Annotated in this window: 20 protein-coding genes and 1 pseudogene; 17 read left to right on the top strand and 4 right to left on the bottom strand. The window is 61.0% G+C overall.

Features of this window, described 5'->3' with window-relative positions; genetic code table 11:
* Nucleotides 1-50 precede the first annotated feature (50 nt).
* On the bottom strand, nt 51-653 hold the full coding sequence (locus tag WA157_RS09890) for a HupE/UreJ family protein (protein ID WP_422620783.1): 603 nt from the start codon (nt 651-653) through the stop codon (nt 51-53).
* Nucleotides 654-957: 304 nt separating this feature from the next.
* On the opposite strand from WA157_RS09890, the gene WA157_RS09885 reads away from it, so the two are divergent.
* The 15 genes from WA157_RS09885 to WA157_RS09815 all read left to right on the top strand — a co-directional run bounded on the left by WA157_RS09885 (nt 958) and on the right by WA157_RS09815 (nt 16,537).
* Complete coding sequence (locus WA157_RS09885; protein ID WP_422620782.1) at nt 958-2,139, top strand: hydrogenase small subunit; 1,182 nt, start codon at nt 958-960, stop codon at nt 2,137-2,139.
* 2 nt (nt 2,140-2,141) lie between these two features.
* Nucleotides 2,142-3,137: a hydrogenase 2 operon protein HybA gene (gene hybA, locus WA157_RS09880; protein WP_422620781.1), complete on the top strand. Its 996-nt coding sequence runs from the start codon at nt 2,142-2,144 to the stop codon at nt 3,135-3,137.
* A 2-nt stretch (nt 3,138-3,139) separates the two neighbouring features.
* Nucleotides 3,140-4,306, top strand: coding sequence for a Ni/Fe-hydrogenase cytochrome b subunit (hybB, locus tag WA157_RS09875; protein WP_422620780.1), 1,167 nt, complete (start codon nt 3,140-3,142; stop codon nt 4,304-4,306).
* A 23-nt stretch (nt 4,307-4,329) separates the two neighbouring features.
* Nucleotides 4,330-6,036, top strand: a complete 1,707-nt coding sequence (locus WA157_RS09870; RefSeq protein ID WP_422620779.1) for a nickel-dependent hydrogenase large subunit — start codon at nt 4,330-4,332, stop codon at nt 6,034-6,036.
* 61 nt (nt 6,037-6,097) lie between these two features.
* Nucleotides 6,098-6,589 (top strand): HyaD/HybD family hydrogenase maturation endopeptidase, encoded by a 492-nt coding sequence (locus WA157_RS09865; RefSeq protein ID WP_422620778.1) that lies wholly within the window; start codon nt 6,098-6,100, stop codon nt 6,587-6,589.
* A gap of 1 nt (nt 6,590) precedes the next feature.
* Nucleotides 6,591-6,845, top strand: a complete 255-nt coding sequence (locus tag WA157_RS09860; protein WP_422620777.1) for a HypC/HybG/HupF family hydrogenase formation chaperone — start codon at nt 6,591-6,593, stop codon at nt 6,843-6,845.
* Nucleotides 6,842-7,339 (top strand): [NiFe]-hydrogenase assembly chaperone HybE, encoded by a 498-nt coding sequence (gene hybE / locus WA157_RS09855; protein ID WP_422620776.1) that lies wholly within the window; start codon nt 6,842-6,844, stop codon nt 7,337-7,339. Before WA157_RS09860 ends, hybE begins: the two co-directional genes overlap by 4 nt.
* Before the next feature lie 19 nt (nt 7,340-7,358).
* Nucleotides 7,359-7,691, top strand: a complete 333-nt coding sequence (gene hypA / locus WA157_RS09850; protein WP_422620775.1) for a hydrogenase maturation nickel metallochaperone HypA — start codon at nt 7,359-7,361, stop codon at nt 7,689-7,691.
* 20 nt (nt 7,692-7,711) lie between these two features.
* On the top strand, nt 7,712-8,659 hold the full coding sequence (hypB, locus tag WA157_RS09845) for a hydrogenase nickel incorporation protein HypB (protein ID WP_422620774.1): 948 nt from the start codon (nt 7,712-7,714) through the stop codon (nt 8,657-8,659).
* Nucleotides 8,656-11,007 (top strand): carbamoyltransferase HypF, encoded by a 2,352-nt coding sequence (hypF, locus tag WA157_RS09840; protein WP_422620773.1) that lies wholly within the window; start codon nt 8,656-8,658, stop codon nt 11,005-11,007. The genes hypB and hypF overlap by 4 nt, the downstream gene beginning before the upstream one ends.
* The gene (locus WA157_RS09835; protein WP_422620772.1) at nt 10,976-11,218 is read left to right on the top strand and encodes a HypC/HybG/HupF family hydrogenase formation chaperone; all 243 of its coding nucleotides are present in this window, start codon (nt 10,976-10,978) and stop codon (nt 11,216-11,218) included. Before hypF ends, WA157_RS09835 begins: the two co-directional genes overlap by 32 nt.
* The gene (hypD, locus tag WA157_RS09830; RefSeq protein WP_422620771.1) at nt 11,215-12,345 is read left to right on the top strand and encodes a hydrogenase formation protein HypD; all 1,131 of its coding nucleotides are present in this window, start codon (nt 11,215-11,217) and stop codon (nt 12,343-12,345) included. Before WA157_RS09835 ends, hypD begins: the two co-directional genes overlap by 4 nt.
* Nucleotides 12,342-13,406 (top strand): hydrogenase expression/formation protein HypE, encoded by a 1,065-nt coding sequence (gene hypE / locus WA157_RS09825; protein ID WP_422620770.1) that lies wholly within the window; start codon nt 12,342-12,344, stop codon nt 13,404-13,406. Before hypD ends, hypE begins: the two co-directional genes overlap by 4 nt.
* Before the next feature lie 9 nt (nt 13,407-13,415).
* Entirely contained in the window at nt 13,416-15,113 is a 1,698-nt protein-coding gene (locus tag WA157_RS09820) for a hydrogenase maturation protein (RefSeq protein WP_422620769.1), read from the top strand.
* Nucleotides 15,110-16,537: a sigma-54-dependent transcriptional regulator gene (locus tag WA157_RS09815; protein WP_422620768.1), complete on the top strand. Its 1,428-nt coding sequence runs from the start codon at nt 15,110-15,112 to the stop codon at nt 16,535-16,537. Before WA157_RS09820 ends, WA157_RS09815 begins: the two co-directional genes overlap by 4 nt.
* 27 nt (nt 16,538-16,564) lie before the next feature.
* On the opposite strand, the pseudogene WA157_RS09810 reads toward WA157_RS09815, so the two are convergent.
* Nucleotides 16,565-16,711, bottom strand: a pseudogene (locus WA157_RS09810) (TetR family transcriptional regulator); the annotation flags it as partial.
* A gap of 248 nt (nt 16,712-16,959) precedes the next feature.
* Here WA157_RS09810 and WA157_RS09805 point away from each other — a divergent pair.
* Nucleotides 16,960-17,583 (top strand): GyrI-like domain-containing protein, encoded by a 624-nt coding sequence (locus WA157_RS09805; RefSeq protein ID WP_422620767.1) that lies wholly within the window; start codon nt 16,960-16,962, stop codon nt 17,581-17,583.
* A 132-nt stretch (nt 17,584-17,715) separates the two neighbouring features.
* Entirely contained in the window at nt 17,716-18,129 is a 414-nt protein-coding gene (locus tag WA157_RS09800) for a VOC family protein (RefSeq protein WP_422620766.1), read from the top strand.
* Nucleotides 18,130-18,192: 63 nt separating this feature from the next.
* On the opposite strand, the gene gap is transcribed toward WA157_RS09800, so the two are convergent.
* Together gap and tkt are read right to left on the bottom strand one after the other, a co-directional pair.
* Nucleotides 18,193-19,191 (bottom strand): type I glyceraldehyde-3-phosphate dehydrogenase, encoded by a 999-nt coding sequence (gene gap / locus WA157_RS09795; protein ID WP_422620765.1) that lies wholly within the window; start codon nt 19,189-19,191, stop codon nt 18,193-18,195.
* 35 nt (nt 19,192-19,226) lie between these two features.
* The gene (gene tkt / locus WA157_RS09790) at nt 19,227-21,308 is read right to left on the bottom strand and encodes a transketolase (RefSeq protein WP_422620764.1); all 2,082 of its coding nucleotides are present in this window, start codon (nt 21,306-21,308) and stop codon (nt 19,227-19,229) included.
* Nucleotides 21,309-21,331 lie beyond the last annotated feature (23 nt).

Below are 21,331 nucleotides of genomic sequence, written 5' to 3'. Positions count from 1 at the left end.
TTACTCTCCTGAAAAAAGAGGTCTAAGGTCGCTCTTTTTGCCTCTACGGATCACAATTGGCTGAACAAATACAGACCAGCACCCCCCAACAGCGCTCCCGTCGCGGTGATGACCCAGTTTGCCGTGCGGGCAAGATAGCGGCGAATGCCCAAACCAGCCGCCACACCGCCCAAGTGGAGTGTGGCGGTGGTTAAAAGAAAGCCAGCGGCGTAGCCGGCAAAGCCGGTATCGGGGGTTTCAGCACCGTGCGCCAGACCGTGCATCGATGACGCCAAGGCGACCAGGCCCAAGCCAAGCGCCAGCGGCATTTTTTGACGCGAGGCGACCAGCATGACGCCAAACAGCACCACACTGAGTGAAATCAGCTGTTCAAGCCAGGGCATGGTCAAGCCCATGGCGCCCAGCGCTGCACCAAGCACCAGGGTAAGCAGAAACGTCGCAGGCCCCCACCAGGCCTTGCTGGCAGGCAGGGCGGACACCGACCACATGCCCACCGCCACCATGGCCAGCAGATGGTCCAGCCCGAAGGGGTGAACCAGCCCCTCGAAGACACCCGTGGTGCCGTGACCTGTGTGGGCCTGGGCCAGACCAGCGACCAGCGCCAAGCTGCCAATGCCGATATTGCGCAGCAATCTGTGGGACAAAAATTTCATGGGATGCTCCTAAATATGATTATGAGAAAACAAGATTTTCATACAAGATTCGTGCCTGGTTCTACTCGCGTGCCAACACCAATGAAACAGAATCGTCTTAAAGGCGTAGTGGTCAATTTGGTCATGGAAATACTGGTTAGCACGCTGCATACTTGCTAACCATTGGTACTCTGAAATTGCGTTTTTTAGCTCGGGTAAACCCTTAAATTTCGACCTGAAAATCGCAGTTTCAGCTTGGCCCGTAAATTGCCTGTGTCGTAGCGATCAGGTCCAGAGTCGACCTGGCGTTACGAGGAGACAAGACATGGGCGATAGGAATGAGATATTTGACCTGGGGTCCGATGCGTTCCATGGCATCGAGCAACGTCTGGGCATGTCAAGGCGTGACTATTTGCAATTTTGCGCCACGCTGGCGGTCACCATGGGACTGCCCAAAGGTGCCGACGCTGCGGTGGCCAAGGCGATAGAAACCAGTCAGCGCCCGTCGGTGATCTGGCTGCACTTTCAGGAGTGCACGGGCTGCTCGGAGTCGCTGTTGCGGGCCGAACATCCAACACTGGAAAAGCTGATTCTGGACGTCATCTCGCTCGACTACCACGAGACCTTGATGGCCGCCGCCGGGCATCAGGCCGAGGCCGCCCGCAAAGACGCGATGAAGACCCACAAAGGCAAATATGTGCTGGTGGTTGAGGGCGCCATTCCGGTCAAGGACAACGGCATTTTCTGCAAGATCGGGGGCCACACCGCGATTGATCTGGTCAAAGAATGTGCCGCTGATGCGGCGGCGGTGATCGCCATTGGCTCTTGTGCCTCCTGGGGCGGCATGCCGTCTACCGGCCCCAATCCGACCGGCGCCTCCAGTGTGGCTGAGGTGCTGGGCAAGCCTGTGGTCACCATCCCTGGTTGCCCGCCCAACCCCTATAACTTTCTCGCCACCGTGGTGCACTTTCTGACTTTTGGCAAGCTACCTGACGTCGACAAATTGGGGCGCCCAAAATTTGCCTACTCGCGCCTGATTCATGAAAACTGTGAACGCCGCGCGCACTTTGATGCCGGGCGCTTTGCGATGGAGTTTGGTGATGCGGGCCATCGGCAGGGCTACTGCCTCTACAAGCTGGGCTGCAAAGGGCCGGAAACCTATGCCAATTGCTCAACCATCGGATTTGGTGACGCAGGCGAGAACAACTGGCCGGTCGGCTGTGGCCACCCCTGCATCGGTTGCAGTGAAAAAGGCGTGGGCTTTACCAAGCCGATTCATCAGGTAGCCACAGTGATCAATATCGTGCCACCGCAACAGTATCCGCGCATTGTGGAAGAACAAGGCAAGGGGGCGTCCTTTGCGTCTGCCGCCGCGCTCGCTGCGCTGGCCGGCGCCGCGGCCGGCGCTGCCGTGATGTTGACGCGCAACCTGGGCTTGTCGCACGCAGCCTCCGAGGCCGAGCGCGCCAAAGTTGAAGGCAAGTCCAACGACCAGGCTCAGGTGTAATCATGGACACTCGTCGTCACTTCTTGAAAGGGGTTGTTGCGGGTGGCGCAGCGATCACCGCAGCAGCAGTTGCGCCACCAGCTTGTGCGCGCGAGACCTATAGTCGCCCGGCCGAGGCGCTGGGCCTGTTGTATGACGCGACGCTGTGTATTGGCTGCAAGGCCTGCGTGGCCGCCTGCAAAGAGGCCAATAACAATCCGCCGGAGTTCTCGACCGAAGATCATCTCTGGGACACGCCGCTTGACACGTCGGGCTACACCTTCAACATCATCAAGATGTACCGCAACGGCACGATGCAAACCAAAGATGCCGAGGTGAATGGCTTTGCCTTCATGAAGACCTCGTGCATGCATTGCGCTGACCCCTCCTGCGTGTCTGCTTGTCCGGTGTCGGCCATGACGAAAGACCCGGTAACCGGCATTGTGGCCTACGACCCCGGCGCCTGCGTCGGCTGCCGCTATTGTGTCGTGGCTTGCCCGTTTGGTATTCCAAAATACCAATACGACTCGCCCACCGGCAAGATTGGCAAATGTGAGTTGTGCCGTCATCGCTACCAGGATGGTCACTATTCAGCCTGCGCCGAAGTATGCCCAACCGGTGCCACGCTCTATGGCCGCAGTACCGATCTGCTGCTTGAAGCCAAACGACGTATTGCCCTCAAGCCCGGCAGCGTCACACGTTACCCGAGAGGCAAGATTGGCGGCCCGGATCAGAGCTATGAAGGCCCGGTCGGAAATTATTTACAGCACGTGTATGGCGAGACGGAATACGGTGGCACGCAGGTGCTCAAACTCTCCGCAGTCACTTTTGCCAAGGTCGGCATGCCCGACTTGCCACCCAAGTCGTCGGCGGCCACGTCGGAGACCCTCCAGCATTCACTTTACGGTGGACTGGTGATGCCGGTGGTCGTGTTGGGCGCATTGAGCTTCATTGCCAAACGCAATGTGCATGACGAGGACGATGAGTCAGGCACTGGCAAAGACAAAGGGGAGAAGTGATCATGACGACTGACCAACATGCAGCGCCCACGCCGGTCGGCGGCAGTCTGCTCAATGCGGCAACGCTGGTCTGTGGCGTGCTCATTGCCATCATGGCCGCCATTCTTCTCGTGCGCTTCATATTTGGCCTGGGGGCGGTGGCCAATATCAACGACGGCTACTCCTGGGGCATCTGGGTCGTGGTCGATGTGATGATCGGCTCGGCACTGGCCTGCGGCGGCTTCTCGGTCGCCTTGCTGGTCTATATTTTCAACAAAGGTGAGTACCACCCGCTGGTGCGTCCGGCTTTGCTGGCCAGTCTTTTTGGCTACACGCTCGCGGGCGCGGGCATCTTCGTGGACCTTGGGCGCTGGTGGAACTTCTGGCACATCTTCTGGCCGGGCTATGCCAATCCCAGTTCCGTGATGTTTGAGGTGGCGGTCTGTGTCACGGCCTACATCCTGGTGATGTGGATTGAGTTCTCACCCGTGTTTCTGGAAAAAATGGGCAAGCGGGACGTGAAGAAGAAACTCAATAAGTGGTTGTTCTTCTTTATTGCGCTGGGCGTGTTGTTGCCCATGATGCATCAGTCCTCGCTAGGCACCATGCTGGTGGTGATGGGTGGGCAGGTGAATCCGTTGTGGCAAACGCCCGCGGTGCCCTTGATCTACCTTCTCACCGCCATCGTGATTGGATATGGCGTGGTTCTGTTCGAGTCCTGTGTCGCGGCAGCCGGTTACCGCCGGACGATAGAGGTGCGTCTGCTCAGCCCGTTGTCCAAAATCATGCTGGGTGTGCTGGCGGTTTATCTGGTGGTGCGATTTGGCGACCTGCTCATTCGGGGTGCGCTGGGTGAGGCTTTTCATCCGGGCTGGGTCGCCATCTCGTTCTGGATTGAAAACATCGCCTTTGTCGCGCCCTTCTTCCTGATTGGCAGCGCGCAGGCCCGGCGCAACCCGGCCAATCTGTTTCTGGCCGGCATCGCCATCATGATCGGTGGCATCTTGCTGCGCCTCAATGGCTTCCTGATTGGCTACGGGCATTTCACCGGCTCGGGCTGGACCTACTTCCCCTCGCTGGCCGAAGTCATGGTCACCGTTGGCATCTTCGCCATCGAGGTGCTCGGTTACATCATCATCACCCGCCGCTTCCCGGTGTTGCCGCGGGAAAGTGCGCAGGTCGCTTCTTAAATAAAACAAGGACGGAGACAAAAATGTCACAACGCATCACCATTGATCCGATCACCCGCATTGAAGGCCATTTGCGCATCGATGTCGATATCGATGGCGGCAAGGTCAACAAAGCCTGGTCGTCCGGCCAGATGTGGCGCGGGGTGGAACTGATCTTGCTGGGACGCGATCCGCGCGACGCCTGGGCCATCACGCAGCGCATCTGCGGGGTCTGCACCACGGTGCACGCCATCACCTCGGTGCGTGCCGTGGAAAACGCCCTGAAGATGGAAATTCCACTCAATGCGCAGTACATCCGCAACCTGATCATCCTGGCGCACTCGGTGCATGACAGCATCGTTCACTTCTACCACTTGTCGGCACTCGACTGGGTCGACGTGACTTCGGCGCTCAAGGCAGACCCGGACAAGACCGCCATTTTGGGTGAAAGCCTCTCCAGCTGGCACCTCAACAGCAAACATGAAATGCGGCGCGTGCACGAGCGGCTCAAGCACTTTGTCAATGGTGGGCAGCTCGGCATCTTCACCAACGGCTACTGGGGTCACCCGGCCATGAAGTTGTCACCCGAGGTCAACCTGCTGGCGGTGGCGCACTATCTGCAGGCGCTCGAAGTACAACGCAAGGCCAACAAGATCGTGTCCATTCTGGGCTCCAAGACACCGCACATCCAGAATGTGGCGGTGGGTGGTGTGGCCAATCCGCTGGCAACGGATTCGCAAGCGGTGCTCACGGTAGAACGCCTGATGGCCATCAAGGGCTGGATCGATGAACTCGCTGATTTTGTCAAGAATGTCTATTTGATCGACGTGGCCGCTGTCGGCGCGTTTTACCCGGAGTGGACAGCAATAGGCAAAGGCATCACCAACTATTTGTCGGTGCCCGATATTCCGCTCGATACCAAGGGAACGCAGTTTGCCTTCCCCGGCGGTTTCATTGAAGGCGGCGACCTGGCCAAGCGCAAGCCCATCACATCGTTCAACGACGAGTACTGGATCAAGGGTGTCGAAGAGTCCGTCAAGCACTCCTGGTACAACTACGACAAAGCGGGTGCTTTGCATCCCTACAAGGGCGAGACCACACCCAACTACACCGACTTCAAGGACGATGCCAAGTATTCGTGGATGAAGTCGCCCACCTTCTATGGCAAGGTCGCCCAGGTCGGCCCGCTGGCCCGCGTGCTCAATGGACTGGCCACCGGTCATGAGGCCACCACCAAATACGCCACCGCCACGCTCGACACGGTCTCTGCGCTGGCCAAGACCAAGATTGGCCTCGACGCCATGCACTCCACCATCGGTCGTCATGCGGCGCGCGCTATCTCTTGCTGCGTCAACGTGGATCTGCTGGCCGACCAATGGACCGCCTTGCTGACCAATATGGGCAAGGGTGATCTGGCCACTTTCAACAAGCCGGTATTTCCCAAGGGCGAGGTCATGGGTGTGGGCTTTCATGAGGCGCCGCGCGGCGCCCTGTCGCACTGGGTGGTCATTGACAATGGCAAGATCAAGAATTACCAGTGCGTGGTGCCTTCCACCTGGAACGCCTGTCCCAGAAACGAGAAGGATGAGCCGGGCCCCTACGAGGCCTCCTTGCTCAATACACCCATCGCCGACCCGGAGAAGCCCTTGGAAGTGCTGCGCACCATTCACTCCTTTGACCCCTGCATTGCCTGCGCCATCCATTTGACCGACACTGTGAGCGGCACGGCCATCTCGGTCAAGGCGGTCTAGCAGCGGCGTAGTATTCAAGGGTCAGCGAATGGCTGACCCTTTTCATTTGGGGTCCCACTTTATGCGTGCAGTTGTACTGGGTATCGGCAACACGATCCTGACCGATGAGGCGGCAGGCGTGCGCGCGGTAGAGGCGCTGGAGCTGGCCTTTAAGATGCCCGCTGAGGTGCAGCTTATCGACGGCGGCACCTCCGGCATGGAGATGATTGAAGACCTGTCCAACCTCGATTTCCTGATCGTGATCGATGTCGTCAAGACCGGTGCCGCAGCAGGGACGGTTGTCAAGATATCCGGCGATCAGATCCCGGTTTTCTTTCGCAGCAAGCTCTCGCCCCATCAAATTGGTCTGCCCGATGTGCTGGCCAGTCTGGAACTGCTCGACACCATGCCGAAAGAAATTGTGGTGTTGGGCGTTGAGCCGATTTCACTTGAACTGGGCATGGAGATGATGCCCGCCATCGCGGAAACAATTCCTCAACTGGTCGAGATGGCCGTTGCTGAACTGGTTTCGCGCGGCTATGCGCTTGAGCCCTTGACGGCACAGGTCGCTTGAGATGTGCCTGGCCGCACCGTCCCGTGTGATCGAGGTTCGTGCTGGCACAGCCATCACGGAGTGTTTTGGCTTGAGGCGCGAGGTCAGCCTGCTGTTGCTGGATGAAGAAATTGCGGTCGGCGATTACCTGTTGATTCAGGCCGGTGGTTTTGCGTTTGAGCGGATCGACTCGGCGCGTGCGCAGGAATCCTTGGCATTGATGCAAGAACTGATGGCAGAGAACGATGACGCCCGGCGCTGGGGTGAATCCGCATGACCCCCAACATTCACACGGTCAGTCCGGCTGACGCGGTTGAAGCGGCTTTTTCTCGCATCCAGCAGGAATGCATGGTCGACGTGCCCATTCTCAATCCGGCGCTGGCCGTCGAGGCCATTGATTTCCAGCACTGGCAGGGGCATTGGCTGGGCATGGTGGTGACGCCCTGGTGCATGAGCCTGTTGCTGCTGCCCGGCAGCATCGACAACTGGATCTCCACGGGTGAAAACAAACGCCGCTTTGTCAGGTTCCCTGCGGGTGATTTTGCGTTTCTGGGCGGCCATGAAACGGAGCTGGGTGAATACCAGAGCTGTTCGCTGTTTTCGCCCATGGGCAAGTTCTCAAGCCAGTCGGAGGCGACCATGACGGCGCGCGCCTCCTTGGTCGGCCTGTTGACGGCGCCGCAGCCGCCCCAGGTGGCTGACAAAAAGGATAGGACACCGGGGGAGACACCGGTGTCTCGTCGAAACTTTTTTGCTTTTCGAAAGCAGTAAGCTGCCCTTTATGCACGAAATGTCGCTCGCGGAAGGGGTGCTGCAACTGATAGAGGATGCAGCGCGCAAAGATCACTTTGCCAAAGTCAACACCGTCTGGCTTGAAATTGGTCAGCTCTCTGGCGTAGAGCCCGAAGCCATGGTATTTTGTTTTGATGCGGTGACGCGGGACAGCGTCGCCCAAGGTGCGCGGCTGGAGATCATTACATTGCCTGGAACTGCCTGGTGCATGGCCTGCGCAGAAACAGTGCCGATGACGGAAGTGTTTGGCGAGTGCCCGCAATGTGGCGGCTACCAGCTGCAGGTCACCGGTGGCACTGAAATGCGGGTCAAAGAACTTGAAGTAGAGTAACAACAAATAGGAGACTGGCTATGTGTGTCACTTGTGGCTGCGGTGTGGGTGAAGTCAAGATTGAGGGTGCGCAGGCGCATGCGCACGACCATGTGCATCCGGATGGCAGCAGCCACAGTCATGATCATCCCCACGATCACGCGCACGCGCATGCGCACGACCATACCGACGGCCAAGCCCACCCACATTCGCACGACGAAACCCCGGCACACGCGCACGCCCCAGGCGTCACGCCCAAACGCATGGTGCAGATTGAGCAGGACATCCTGGCCAAGAACAACGCTTACGCGCAAGCCAACCGGCAAAGTTTGGCTGAACGCGGCATTTTTGCGCTGAACCTGGTGTCCAGCCCCGGCTCCGGCAAGACCACGCTGCTGTGCAAGACCATTGCCCTGTTGGGCCAGCAAGCCGTGGCCGTGATTGAAGGCGACCAGCAAACCAGTCAGGATGCTGACCGCATTCGCGCCACCGGTGCGCAGGCGATCCAGATCAACACCGGCAAGGGCTGTCATCTGGATGCCCACATGGTCGGGCACGCGATGGAACAACTCAAGCTGGAGGATGAATCCCTGCTGATGATTGAAAACGTGGGTAACCTGGTGTGCCCCGCCGCCTTTGACTTGGGTGAAGCACACAAGGTGGTGATTTTGTCGGTCACCGAGGGTGAAGACAAACCGATCAAGTACCCCGACATGTTCCGTGCCGCCAGCCTGATGCTGCTCAACAAGATCGACCTGCTGCCGCATCTGAATTACGACGTGGATGCGGCCATCGGCTTCGCGCGCCGGGTCAATCCTGGCATTCAGGTCATTCAGCTTTCGGCCACCGGTGGCGAAGGCATGGACGAGTGGCTGGCGTTTCTGCGTGATGGCATAGCCCAGGCCAGCGCCGACCGGCAGCAGACCGTGGATGGGCTGAAGGCACGTATTGCCCATCTGGAAGCGCGCTTGCAGCAGGCGCAGGCTTGACGACTGCGTTGCCACTCGTTGCGCGTCACATCCGGGTCAGCGGCATTGTTCAAGGGGTCGGATTCAGGCCTTTTGTCTGGCGCCTGGCGCAAGAACTCAAGCTCACCGGCTGGGTGCGCAATGACGCCCAGGGGGTCGAGATGGTGGCCCAGGGCGCTGCGCCCCAAGTTGCCGAACTGTTGCAGCGTCTGCGCACGGATGCACCACCGTTGGCGCGTGTTGATGCAGTGCAAGCGCGCGAGGCTCTGGTAGAAGACTGGGCCGGTTTCTCCATCATTGACAGCGTCCAGGGCCGCGCCGTCACGGCCATTGGCCCGGATGTTGCCGTCTGCGCAGATTGCCTGAACGAGCTGTTTGACCCCATGAACAGGCGCTGGCGCCATGCTTTCATCACCTGCACGCATTGCGGCCCCCGCTTCACGGTGACTCGCGCCTTGCCTTACGACCGGCCGCAAACCAGCATGGCGCAGTTCCCGCTGTGCCCGGCCTGTGGGGCTGAATACAGGGCAGCGGCAGATCGGCGTTTTCATGCCGAGACCACCTGTTGCCCGCAATGCGGCCCCACCCTGGCGTTGCTGGATGCGCAGCACCAGACGATTGAAGGCGATCCGATTGAGCGCACCTTGCACCTGCTGCAAAACGGGAAAATCGTCGCCATCAAGGGGCTCGGCGGTTTTCACCTGGCGTGTGACGCACGCAACTCGGAGGCGGTGGCGCGGCTTCGGTTCACCAAGAACCGCGAAGAAAAACCCTTTGCCGTGATGCTGGCCAACGTCGCCAGCCTGGCGCCTTATGCGCAGGTATCGGATGCAGAGCGTGCTCTGCTGGAAAGCCGCGAACGCCCCATCGTGCTGCTGCGCGCGCGGCCAGGTGGCGATGCCGCCTTGTGTGGTGTGGCGCCGGGCCTGCTGTGGCTGGGTGTGATGCTGCCCACGACGCCGACCCACTTCCTGCTGTTTCATGAAGCCGCTGGCCGACCTGCGGGCAGCGCCTGGACAAACAAGCCGCAGGCCATGGTGCTGGTGATGACCAGCGCCAACCCGGGTGGTGAGCCCATCGTGCGCGATGCGGCTGAAGCGCGCACGCGTCTGGTTGGCATTGCCGACGCCTATCTGGACCACGACCGCGACATCGTGGCGCGCTGCGACGACAGCGTGGTGCGCCCGCTGGGACAGGGAGCGCAGTTCATTCGGCGCAGTCGGGGTTACGCGCCCGTCGCCATTCGCTTGCCACACGCTGGGCCATCCGTGCTGGCGTTTGGCGCCCATCTCAAAAACACGGTGTGCGTGACCCGTGGCGATGAAGCTTTTTTGTCGCCTCACATTGGCGACCTGGACAACGCGGCAAGCTGTGACTTCCTGAACGAGACGGTGCAGCGCCTGTGCGATCTGATCGACGTCAAACCGGAGATCGTCGCGCACGACCTGCACCCCGATGACTACAGCACACGCGCTGCCATTGAATTTGCCGATCGCCATGGGCTGCCCACGCTGGCCGTGCAGCACCACCACGCCCACATTGCCGCCGTGTGTGCCGAGCACGGCTGGCAGGGCCCCGTGTTGGGGCTGGCGCTCGATGGTGTGGGCCTGGGGACCGACGGCAGCGCCTGGGGTGGTGAATTGCTCCAGGTCGACGGTGCGCATGTTGAGCGTCTGGGGCACCTGTCGCCCTTGGCCATGCCGGGTGGCGACAGGTGCGCGCGTGAGCCCTGGCGCATGGCGGCCTCCGTGCTGCATGAGCTGGGCCGCAACGCCGACATCGTGAGACGTTTTCAGGAGCCCGGCGCAGCTACCGTGGCCACCATGCTGCAGCGCCAGTTCAACAGTCCGCGCACGTCGAGCATGGGCCGCGTGTTTGATGCGGCAGCGGGTTTGCTGGGTCTTTGTTCTTATATGAAATATGAGGCTCAAGCCCCCGTGTTGCTTGAACAGTCTGCTACTCTTTTTATAGAGAACCAGGGCTGGCCTGCCGCCATGACTGAGGGCTGGACGGTCAGTGACCAAGGCCAACTCAATTTGCTGCCCGTTCTGGCATCACTCCTGGGTGCCAGCGACGTCAACCAGGCCGCCGCCCGCTTTCACGCGACCTTGGTCGCCGCCTTGACCGACTGGGTGCTGCAAGCCTCAGCCGCCACCGGACTGAGCACCCTGGCGTGGGGTGGTGGCTGCTTTCTCAACACCCTGCTATCGTCAGGTCTGCGGCAAAATCTGGAACAAGGCGGCATCACCGTGCTGGCACCGGTTGACACGTCGCCGGGCGATGGCAGCATCGCGCTCGGGCAGGCCTGGATCGCCATGAATTCTTTGGAGACTAAAGATGTGTCTTGCACTACCGGTCAAAGTGATTGAAGTGGGCTGCGGCCCGGCGGGCGACTGGGCCATCGTTGATTTGGGGGGCGTCAAAAAAGAGATTTCGCTGGCGCTGCTGGACGATGTTCAGGTGGGCGACTATGTGATTCTGCATGTAGGTTATGCGCTGTCAAGACTGGACCCGCAAGAGGCCGAGCGCACGCTGGCGCTGTTTTCTGAGATGTCTGAATCAGTTGCTGCGGCGTCATGAAATACATCGACGAATTCCGTGACGGCGAGGTCGCCAAAACCCTGGCCCTCAAGATCGCCCGGCTGGCGCAGCCTGAGCGCAGCTACAGTTTCATGGAATTTTGCGGCGGCCACACCCACGCCATTTCCCGCTACGGCCTGTCCGACTTGCTGCCGCCCAACGTGCGCATGGTGCACGGCCCCGGCTGCCCGGTGTGTGTGTTGCCGATCGGCCGCATTGACATGGCGATCGACCTGGCACTGCAGCAAGGCGTGATCCTTTGCACCTATGGCGACACCTTGCGCGTGCCAGCGTCTGAAGGCTTGTCGCTGATGAAGGCCAAGGCGCGCGGTGGCGACATTCGCATGGTTTATTCCACGCTCGATGCCTTGCAGATTGCGCGCGACAACCCACAGCGCGAGGTGGTGTTTTTTGCCATTGGCTTTGAGACCACCACACCGCCCACGGCACTGGCCATTTTGCAGGCCGCTCAGGAGCAATTGCGCAATTTCAGCGTGCTGTGCTGCCATGTGCTCACACCCGCTGCCATCAGCCAGATTCTGGAGTCACCCGAAGTACGGCAGTGGGGCACGGTGCCGATTGACGGCTTCATCGGCCCGGCCCATGTGTCAACCGTGATTGGCAGTCGGCCGTATGAATTTTTTGCCGAGGAATACCGCAAGCCGGTGGTGATTGCCGGCTTTGAGCCGCTGGACGTGATGCAGGCGATTGCGATGCTGGTCAAGCAGGTCAATGAAGGGCGCGCCGAAGTTGAAAACGAGTTCGCCCGCGCGGTCAGCCGCGACGGCAACCAGAAGGCGCAGGACCGGGTCGCCGAGGTGTTCGAGTTGCGCCGCGAATTCGAGTGGCGCGGGCTCGCCGTGGTGCCCTATTCCGCTTTGATGATCCGTGAGAAATATGGCAGCTTCGATGCCGAGCGCCGCTTCAAGATGGATTACCAATCGGTGCCCGACAACAAGGCCTGTGAATGCGGGGCCATTCTGCGCGGCGTCAAGCGACCGCAAGACTGCAAGATTTTCGGCACCGTCTGCACGCCGGAGAACCCGGTGGGCTCGTGCATGGTCAGCAGCGAAGGTGCCTGCGCGGCGCATTACAGTTACGGGCGTTACAAGGACATGACCCCATGAGTGAAGTCAAACGCGGCTACGTGCGTCCGCTCGATCTGAAACATGGCCGGGTGGACATGACGCATGGCTCGGGCGGGCGCGCCATGGTGCAACTGATCTCTGAGCTGTTTACCCGCCATCTGGGCAACGCCTACCTGGGCCAGGGCAATGACGGTGCCGTGTTGCCCGCCGCAATTTTGAACGGCAAGCCCGCGCGACTGGTGATGTCCACCGACTGCCATGTGGTCTCCCCCCTGTTTTTCCCCGGTGGCGACATTGGCTGCCTGTCCGTGCACGGCACGCTCAATGATGTGGCGGTGATGGGCGCCACGCCCCTCTATCTGGCCGCCGGTTTTATTCTGGAGGAAGGTTTTGCGCTGGCTGAGCTGGCCCGAATCGTTGAATCCATGGCACGCGCCGCCCATGCTGCGGGAGTGCCCGTGGTCACCGGTGACACCAAAGTGGTGGAGCGCGGCAAAGGCGACGGCATTTTCATCACCACCACCGGTGTCGGTGTGCTGCCCGATGGGCTGGAGCTGGGCGGAGCCCGGGTGCGGCCGGGCGATGTGGTGATGGTGTCCGGGTCCATGGGCGACCACGGTGTGGCCATCATGAGCCAGCGCGAAAACCTGACCTTTGAGGCCAGCATTGAATCCGACACCGCCGCGCTGCATGGCCTGATCGCCCAGCTGCTGGCCACCGGTGCCGACATCCGCTGCCTGCGCGACCCCACCCGGGGCGGCCTGGCGTCGACCTTGAACGAAATTGCGGGTCAATCCGGTGTGGGCATGATGCTGCATGAGAAAGCCATCCCGATCAAACCGGTGGTGGCTGCGGCCTGCGAATTCCTCGGCCTGGACCCGCTCTATGTGGCCAACGAAGGCAAGCTGATTGTGATTTGCGCGGCTGTCGATGCGCCGCGCCTGCTGGCCACCCTGCGCGCACATCCGCTGGGCGTGCATGCCGCCGTGATTGGCGAGGTGACGGCCGACGACCATCATTTTGTCCAGCTCACCACCGCCTTTGGCGGCCGACGCATTGTCGATTGGCTGGCCGGCGATCAACTGCCGCGCATCTGCTAAAAAAAGACCATGCGCATCCTGCTGCTCACCCATGCCTTTAACAGCCTGACCCAACGGCTCGGCGCTGAACTGCGCCAGCGCGGGCACGAGGTATCGGTTGAGTTTGACATCAGCGACTCGGTGACCGAAGAAGCTTGCGCCTTGTTTGCACCCGAGCTGATCGTGGCGCCCTACCTGCGCCGCGCCATTCCTGAGTCAGTCTGGTCGCACTGTCTGTGCCTGATTGTTCACCCCGGCGTGCCGGGCGACCGGGGACCCTCGGCACTGGACTGGGCGCTTGATGCGGGACGACAAGAATGGGGCGTGACCGTGTTGCAGGCCGAGGCTGAAATGGACAGCGGGCCGGTCTGGGCCAGCGCCAACTTCTGCCTGCGCGCCGCCAAAAAAGCCAGCGTCTATCGCCATGAAGTCACGCAAGCGGCCACTCAGGCCGTGTTGCAGGCCGTGGAGCGCTTGGCCAGCGGCAGCTTTGTGCCGCAGCGCCCAGCCAACAGCCACTGGCAACCCCTGATGAAACAGACCGAGCGCACGATTGACTGGCAGCTTGACGACAGCGCCACCGTGCTGCGCAAGATCAATACGGCGGACGGCTTGCCCGGTGTGGCCGACGCGCTGTTTGGCCAACCCTGCCATCTGTTTGATGCTGGTGTGGAAGCCACTTTGCGCGGCACGCCGGGGGAGGTGATCGCGCAGCGCGAAACCGCCTTGTTGCGGGCCACTGTTGATGGTGCGGTCTGGATCGGCCATGTCAAACGCCCCGGCAGCATCAAGCTGCCCGCCACGCTGGCGTTTGCCCCTGAATTGACCGCCATACCGCAGTCGCCGCTACCCGGCTGGTGGCGTGTCCAGATTCCCACCTGGCAAGACATTGCCTACGAAGAAGCGGAGCAAGTCGGCTATTTGCACTTTGAGTTCTACAACGGCGCCATGTCCACCGGGCAATGTGAGCGCCTGCGTTCTGCCCTGGCCTGGGCCAAGCAGCGGCCAACGCGCGTGCTGGTGCTCATGGGCGGACAAGACTTCTGGTCCAACGGCATCCACTTGAACGTGATCGAAACGGCAAGTTTGACCGGTGGTTCAGCCGCTGACGAGTCCTGGCGCAACATCAACGCCATGAACGACCTGGCACTCGAACTCATCACCACCGAACATCAGATCACCGTGGCCGCCGTGGGCGGCAACACCGGCGCCGGTGGCTGCTTTTTGGCGCGGGCAGCCGACTTGGTGTGGGCGCGTGAGGCCGTCATGCTGAACCCGCATTACAAGAACATGGGCAATCTGTATGGCTCTGAGTACTGGACCTATTCTCTGCCACGCCGGCTGGGCCTGGAGGCGGCGCGCGCCATCATGCATAACCGCCAGCCTTTGATGGCGCAGCAGGCGCTGCAGATGGGCTTCACCGATGACTGCCTGCCAGGCGATGTGCCAGCGTTTCGCGCACAGGTCGCCCGTTATGCATCAAAACTGGCTGCAGCCCCCGATCTGCAAGCACAGATAGCTACTAAAAACGAAGCAAGAGCGCGCGATGAAGCCGCCAAACCGCTGGCCACCTACCGCGCCGAGGAGATGACGCACATGCACCGCAATTTCTACGGGTTCGACCCCAGCTACCACGTGGCGCGACACCATTTTGTTTACAAGTCGCCCGCCTCATGGACACCCCGGCACCTGGCCGTGCATCGCGAGCTGGGCTGGAAGCGGCCATGAGCGCGCGCGCACCCCTGGCGGTGTTGGTGGTGGATGACGAACAGCGCTCGCTGGAGACGCTCAAACGCACGCTGGATGACCATTTCACCGTGTTCACGGCCTCGTCGGCCGAACAAGGCAACGCCGTGATGGCGCAGGAGTTGGTGCAGATCGTGGTGTCGGACCAGCGCATGCCCGGCACCTCGGGTGTGGCATTTTTGCGCGGCGTGCGCGCCCAGTGGCCCAACACCGTGCGGCTCATCTTGTCCGGTTACACCGAGGCCGAAGACATCATCACCGGCATCAACGAGGCCGGCATCTGGCAATACCTGCTCAAACCCTGGCACCCGGACCAATTGCTGCTGACACTGCAAAGCGCCGGCGAGCTGTGGCGCCTGCAGCAGGAAAACCAGCGCCTGACGCTGGAACTGCGCGCCAGCCCCGAAAACCTGGCCCTGCGCGTCTTCAGCCTGCGCCAAAAAGCCAAAGCGCTAGCCGGCTTTGACAAGTTGATCCGCGCCGACAGCAGCCCGCTCAATGAAGTCTGTGCGCTGGCCGAGCGGGTGGCTGGCCACGACCTGTCCGTGCTGATCACCGGTGAATCGGGCACTGGCAAAGAGCTGCTGGCACGCGCCATCCACTACGCCAGCGCCCGCGCCGAACAGCCTTTTGTGGTGGAAAACTGCGGCGCCATGCCCGACACCTTGCTGGAGAGTGAGCTCTTTGGTCACAAGCGCGGCGCCTTTACCGGTGCCACCGACACCCACATCGGCCTGTTTCAGCAAGCCGATGGCGGCACGCTGTTTCTGGATGAAATTGGTGAAACGTCGCCCGCCTTTCAGGTCAAGCTGCTGCGGGCGCTGCAAGAGGGAGAAATCCGCCCGGTCGGCAGCCCACGCTCGGTCGGCGTCGATGTGCGCCTGATCGCCGCCACCAACCGCGATCTGGAGGCCGATGTGGCGAGCGGGCGCTTTCGTGAAGACCTGTACTACCGCGTGGCCGGCATCACGCTGTACCTGCCGGCGCTGCGCGAACGTGCGCAGGACATCGAGCCGATCGTGACCGACATGCTCGAAAAGTCACCCCTGGTCGGGCGAAAAATGTCGCGTGAAGCCCTGAACCTGCTGACCCGCCACGCCTGGCCCGGCAACGTGCGTGAACTGCAAAACGAGATCCGCCGGGCGCTGGCGCTGGGCGACGGCCCCGTGCTGGGCGCTGAACTGCTGTCACCGCGCGTGCGCCAGACCCTCACCCTGCCCGATCCAGTGTCTGACGCCGTTGAAGAAGAATCAGGGCAGCTCAAACACCATCTGGATCGTATGGAGGCCCAACTCATCCGCGATGCCATGCTGCGTCACAAGGGCAATAAAACCCACGCCGCTGACGAACTCGGTTTGACGCGGGTTGGGCTACGGATGAAGATGGTGCGGCTCGGGCTCGGGTGAGTGGCACCTGGGGGCACGGGCAACTGGTTACAGCCCCTTCTCCACCATAGCCAGCAAGCGCTGCCCAATCTGCTGCATCTGCGGGCCGACGACGCTGCCCAGCGGGCCGTCAATAACCAGCATGGCCAGGCCGTGCACGGCCGACCAGGCGAGAAATTCCGCGCCGGGTCGCTTCGCGCAGCACCACCGCAACAGGCGCGCCAGTTTCAAGGCAGCATCTGAGAATATCTATCCGCTGATCAACGACTTTCACTTGTGGGAGACAAGGACTTCGAGATGGGGCCTGCAAATTTAAAGTCGATTGCGGAGAATTAACGCCAGTCGCTTCAGACCCGCCAAGCGTAAAAGCCTCAACAGTCATGGCACGTCGCCCTCGACCGCCTGGGCTGACACCATGCTCGCTGCAACCCTTGGAGACACCCATGGAAAAACTCGATTGGAAAAAGGAACTCAAGCACCTGTACCAGGCTTCCGCCCGGGAGGTGGTGCAAGTGGAAGTCCCAGCCATGAACTACCTGATGGTGGACGGCCAGGGCGACCCGAACACCTCGCAGGAATACGCCGATGCGGTCGCTGCCCTGTTTGCAACGGCCTACAGCCTCAAGTTCATGGTCAAGAAAGGGGCGCTCGCCATCGACTACGGCGTGATGCCACTGGAAGGCTTGTGGTGGGCGAAGGACATGAGCAAGTTCAGCCCCGACGACAAAAGCAACTGGCTGTGGACAGCGATGATCGCGCAGCCGCCTTTCATCACGCGGGAGATGGTGGACACCGCCATCGCCGCAGTGGCCAGGAAGAAGAACCCGGCGGCCATTTCCAGGCTGCGCTTTGAGGCTTACACCGAAGGCCGTTGCGCGCAGATCCTACACATTGGCCCATTCAGCGAAGAAGGGCCTGCGATAGAAAAGTTGCATCATTTCATCCAGGCCAGCGGGCGCAAGCGGCACGGCAAGCACCACGAAATCTATTTGAGCGACATCAGCAAAGCCGATCCGGCGAAATGGAAGACCATCATCCGCCAGCCCATGTCGCCATCCGAACGATGAGACGCAGCAACGTTGCGTTGCGACGCGATGTTCGCCGCCAGGACCTGAGTGACCTGAAATCGTCTCGGGCCGCACTCACGCTCAAGCCTTAAGGGGGGAGTATTTGATTAACCACTGAAAAAGGAGATGGCCATGCAAGTTCAGCCCTACTTATTCTTTGAAGGCCGCTGCGAAGAGGCGCTTGAGTTTTACCGCACTACCCTGGGCGCCAAGGTGACGATGCTGATGCGCTTCAAGGAAAACCCGGAGCCGCAGCCTCCCGGCATGTTCCCGCTCGGCTCGGACGACAAAGTGATGCACGCGAGCTTCACCATTGGCGAGACAACGCTGATGGCGTCCGACGGACGGGCCACGGGTAGCCCGGTGGTCCAGGGGTTTTCGCTGTCGCTGTCGGCCCCGACCGACGCCGAGGCCCAGCGACTGTTCAGCGCCTTGGGCGAGGGCGGACAGGTGCAGATGCCGCTGGCCAAGACCTTTTTTGCCTCATCCTTCGGCATGGTGGCCGACCGCTTCGGCGTGGGATGGATGATCATCGTGGCGCCTTGATGCGCGGTTCATAAAAAACGCGCCCGAAGGCGCGTTAACTATTTATGGGCAGCGAAGACCCGCTTACTTGGAGACCACGCGCGCCATCTCCAGGCACTTGCTCGAATAGCCCCATTCGTTGTCATACCAGCTCACCACCTTGACAAAGGTGCTGTCGAGCGCGATGCCGGCGTCGGCATCAAAGGTCGAGGTGCAGCTCTCGCCACGGAAGTCGGTGGACACCACTTTGTCTTCGGTGTAGCCCAGCACGCCCTTCATGGCACCCAGGGATGCAGCCTTCATGGCGGCGCAGATTTCTGCGTAAGTGGCGGGTTTGTTCAGCTCCACGGTCAAGTCCACCACCGACACGTCGGAGGTCGGCACGCGAAACGACATGCCGGTGAGCTTCTTGTTCAGCTCGGGAATCACCACGCCCACCGCCTTGGCCGCGCCGGTGCTGCTGGGGATGATGTTTTCCAGAATGCCGCGGCCGCCGCGCCAGTCTTTGTTGGACGGGCTGTCGACGGTTTTTTGCGTTGCCGTGGCAGCATGCACGGTGGTCATCAGGCCGCGCTTGATGCCCCAGTTGTCGTTCAGGATCTTGGCCACCGGTGCCAGGCAGTTGGTGGTGCAACTGGCATTGCTGATGATCGGTTCACCCGCGTATTTGCTGTCGTTCACACCATAGACAAACATCGGAGTGTCGTCCTTGCTGGGTGCCGACATGATGACTTTTTTGGCGCCCGCGGTGATGTGTTTTTGCGCCGCTTCCTTGGTCAGGAACAAACCCGTGGCCTCGATCACGATGTCGGCGCCGACTTCGTTCCACTTCAACTCAGCCGGGTCTTTGACCGCCGACAAGCGAATCTTTTTCCCGTTGACGATGAGGTTGTTGCCTTCGACGGCGATGTCGCCCTTGAAGCGGCCATGCACCGAGTCGAACTGCAGCATGTAAGCCAGGTACGCCGGCTCCAGCAAGTCGTTGATGCCGACCACCTCAATGTCCTTGAAGTCTTGCACTGCGGCACGGAACACCATGCGCCCGATACGGCCAAAGCCGTTGATACCGATCTTGATTGTCATTTGATTTTCTCCATTAGTTAAAACTTGAAACCTGCTTACTTGCGCAAAACTTTTTCCACCGTGTCCGCCACATTTTCGGGGGTAAAGCCGAAATGCTGGAACAACACCGGCGCGGGTGCGGATTCACCGTAGCTGTCGATGCCGACCACCGCCGCGCAGCCATATTTCCACCAGCCGGCGGAGACGCCCATTTCGACCGCGATGCGCGGTATGCCTGCGGGCAGCACGGCTGCTTTGTAGGCCGCACTTTGTTGGTCGAATGTGGTGGTACTCGGCATGGAGACGACGCGTACCGCTATTTTTCTGCTAGCTAGCAACTCCTGCGCCTTGAGTGCCAGTTGCACCTCGGAGCCGGTGGCGATGAGCACCGCCTGGGTCTTCTTCTTCAGGCCCACCTCAGACGGCTCGGCCAGTATGTAGGCGCCCTTGCTGATGTCACCCAGACCGGCCTTGGGCGCGTAGTGGATGTTCTGGCGGCTCAGCAGCAGCGCGGTGGGCTTGCTTTTGTTCTGCAAGGCCACAGCCCAGGCGACGGCGGTTTCGGCCGTGTCACCGGGGCGCCAGACATCCAGGTTCGGGATCAGGCGCAACGATGCCGCGTGTTCGATCGACTGGTGCGTCGGGCCGTCTTCACCCAGACCAATGCTGTCATGCGTGAACACATGCACCACGCGCAGTTTCATCAGCGCAGCCATGCGGATGGCGTTGCGGCTGTAGTCGCTAAAGGTCAAAAAGGTGCCGCCGTAGGGGATGAAGCCGCCATGCAGCGCAATGCCGTTCATGATGGCGGCCATGCCGAACTCGCGCACGCCGTAGTTGATGTGGCGCCCACCCACCATCACGCCGTTGGCGTCCGGCGTCTGCACCACGCCACCGGTAAAGTCAAAACGCAAATTTGGCGTGCTCTTGGTGTTGGTCAGGTTCGAGCCGGTCAGGTCGGCGGAGCCACCGAGCAATTCCGGCAGCGCAGCAGTGAAGGACTCCAGTGCCAGTTGCGAGGCTTTGCGCGAGGCCACGGTTTCTGCCTTGGTGTGGGCCGCCACGGCGGTATTGACCGCGACCTGGGCAAAGTTCTTCGGCAGCTCACCCTTCATGCGGCGCACCAGCTCTTTCGCCAGGTCGGGGAAGGCCGCTTTGTAGGCGGCAAACCTGTCGTTCCAGGCCGCCTCGGCAGCGGCGCCGGCGGCCTTGGCATCCCACGCGGCATACACGTCTTGGGGAATGCTGAAAGGCTTGTGGGACCAGCCCAGCGCAGCGCGGGTCAGCAGGATTTCTTCCGCACCCAGTGGCTCGCCGTGGGCCTTGGCGGTATTGGCGCGATTGGGGCTGCCCTGCCCGATGGCGGTCTTGCAGATGATCAGCGTGGGCTTGTCAGCCGACGTTTTGGCGTCCGCAATGGTTTTGGCGACCAGGTCAGCGTCGTGACCGTCGATGGGGCCGAGCACGTTCCAGCCGTAGGCCACAAAACGCAGCGCGGTATTGTCGATAAACCAGGGTGCCACCGGGCCATCAATCGAGATGCCGTTGTCGTCGTACAGGGCGATCAGCTTGTTGAGCTTCCAGGCGCCAGCGAGGGCGGCCGCTTCGTGGCTGATGCCCTCCATCAGGCAGCCGTCGCCCAGGAAGGTGAAGGTGTTGTGGCTGACGACGTCGTGACCTTCGCGATTGAACTCTTTGGCCAGCAGTTTCTCTGCCAGCGCCATGCCCACCGCATTGGTGATGCCCTGGCCGAGCGGACCGGTGGTGGTTTCCACGCCGGGGGTCACCCCCACTTCGGGGTGGCCGGGCGTTTTGGAACCAAACTGGCGAAATTTTTTCAGCTCGGCGATGGGCAGCTTGTAGCCGGTCAGATGCAGCACCGAGTACAACAACATGGAGGCGTGTCCGTTGGAGAGTACGAAACGGTCGCGGTCAAACCAGTGGGGATTGGCGGGATTGTGTTTAAGGTGCTGACCCCACAAAGCCACCGCCATGTCCGCCATGCCCATGGGCGCGCCGGGGTGGCCCGAGTTGGCGGCCTGCACCGCGTCCATCGCCAGCGCGCGGATCGCGTTGGCCATCTCAGCGCGGCTGGCGCTGATTGTTTGTGGTGCTTGCGCTTGTTCTGTATCAGCCATGGGTGGCAACTCCGGGAGTGTGT

It is taken from the genome of Rhodoferax ferrireducens (assembly GCF_049302455.1).
In the GTDB taxonomy this organism is placed as follows: domain Bacteria; phylum Pseudomonadota; class Gammaproteobacteria; order Burkholderiales; family Burkholderiaceae_C; genus Rhodoferax; species Rhodoferax ferrireducens_B.
This window is presented reverse-complemented; position numbering and strand designations above follow the sequence as displayed.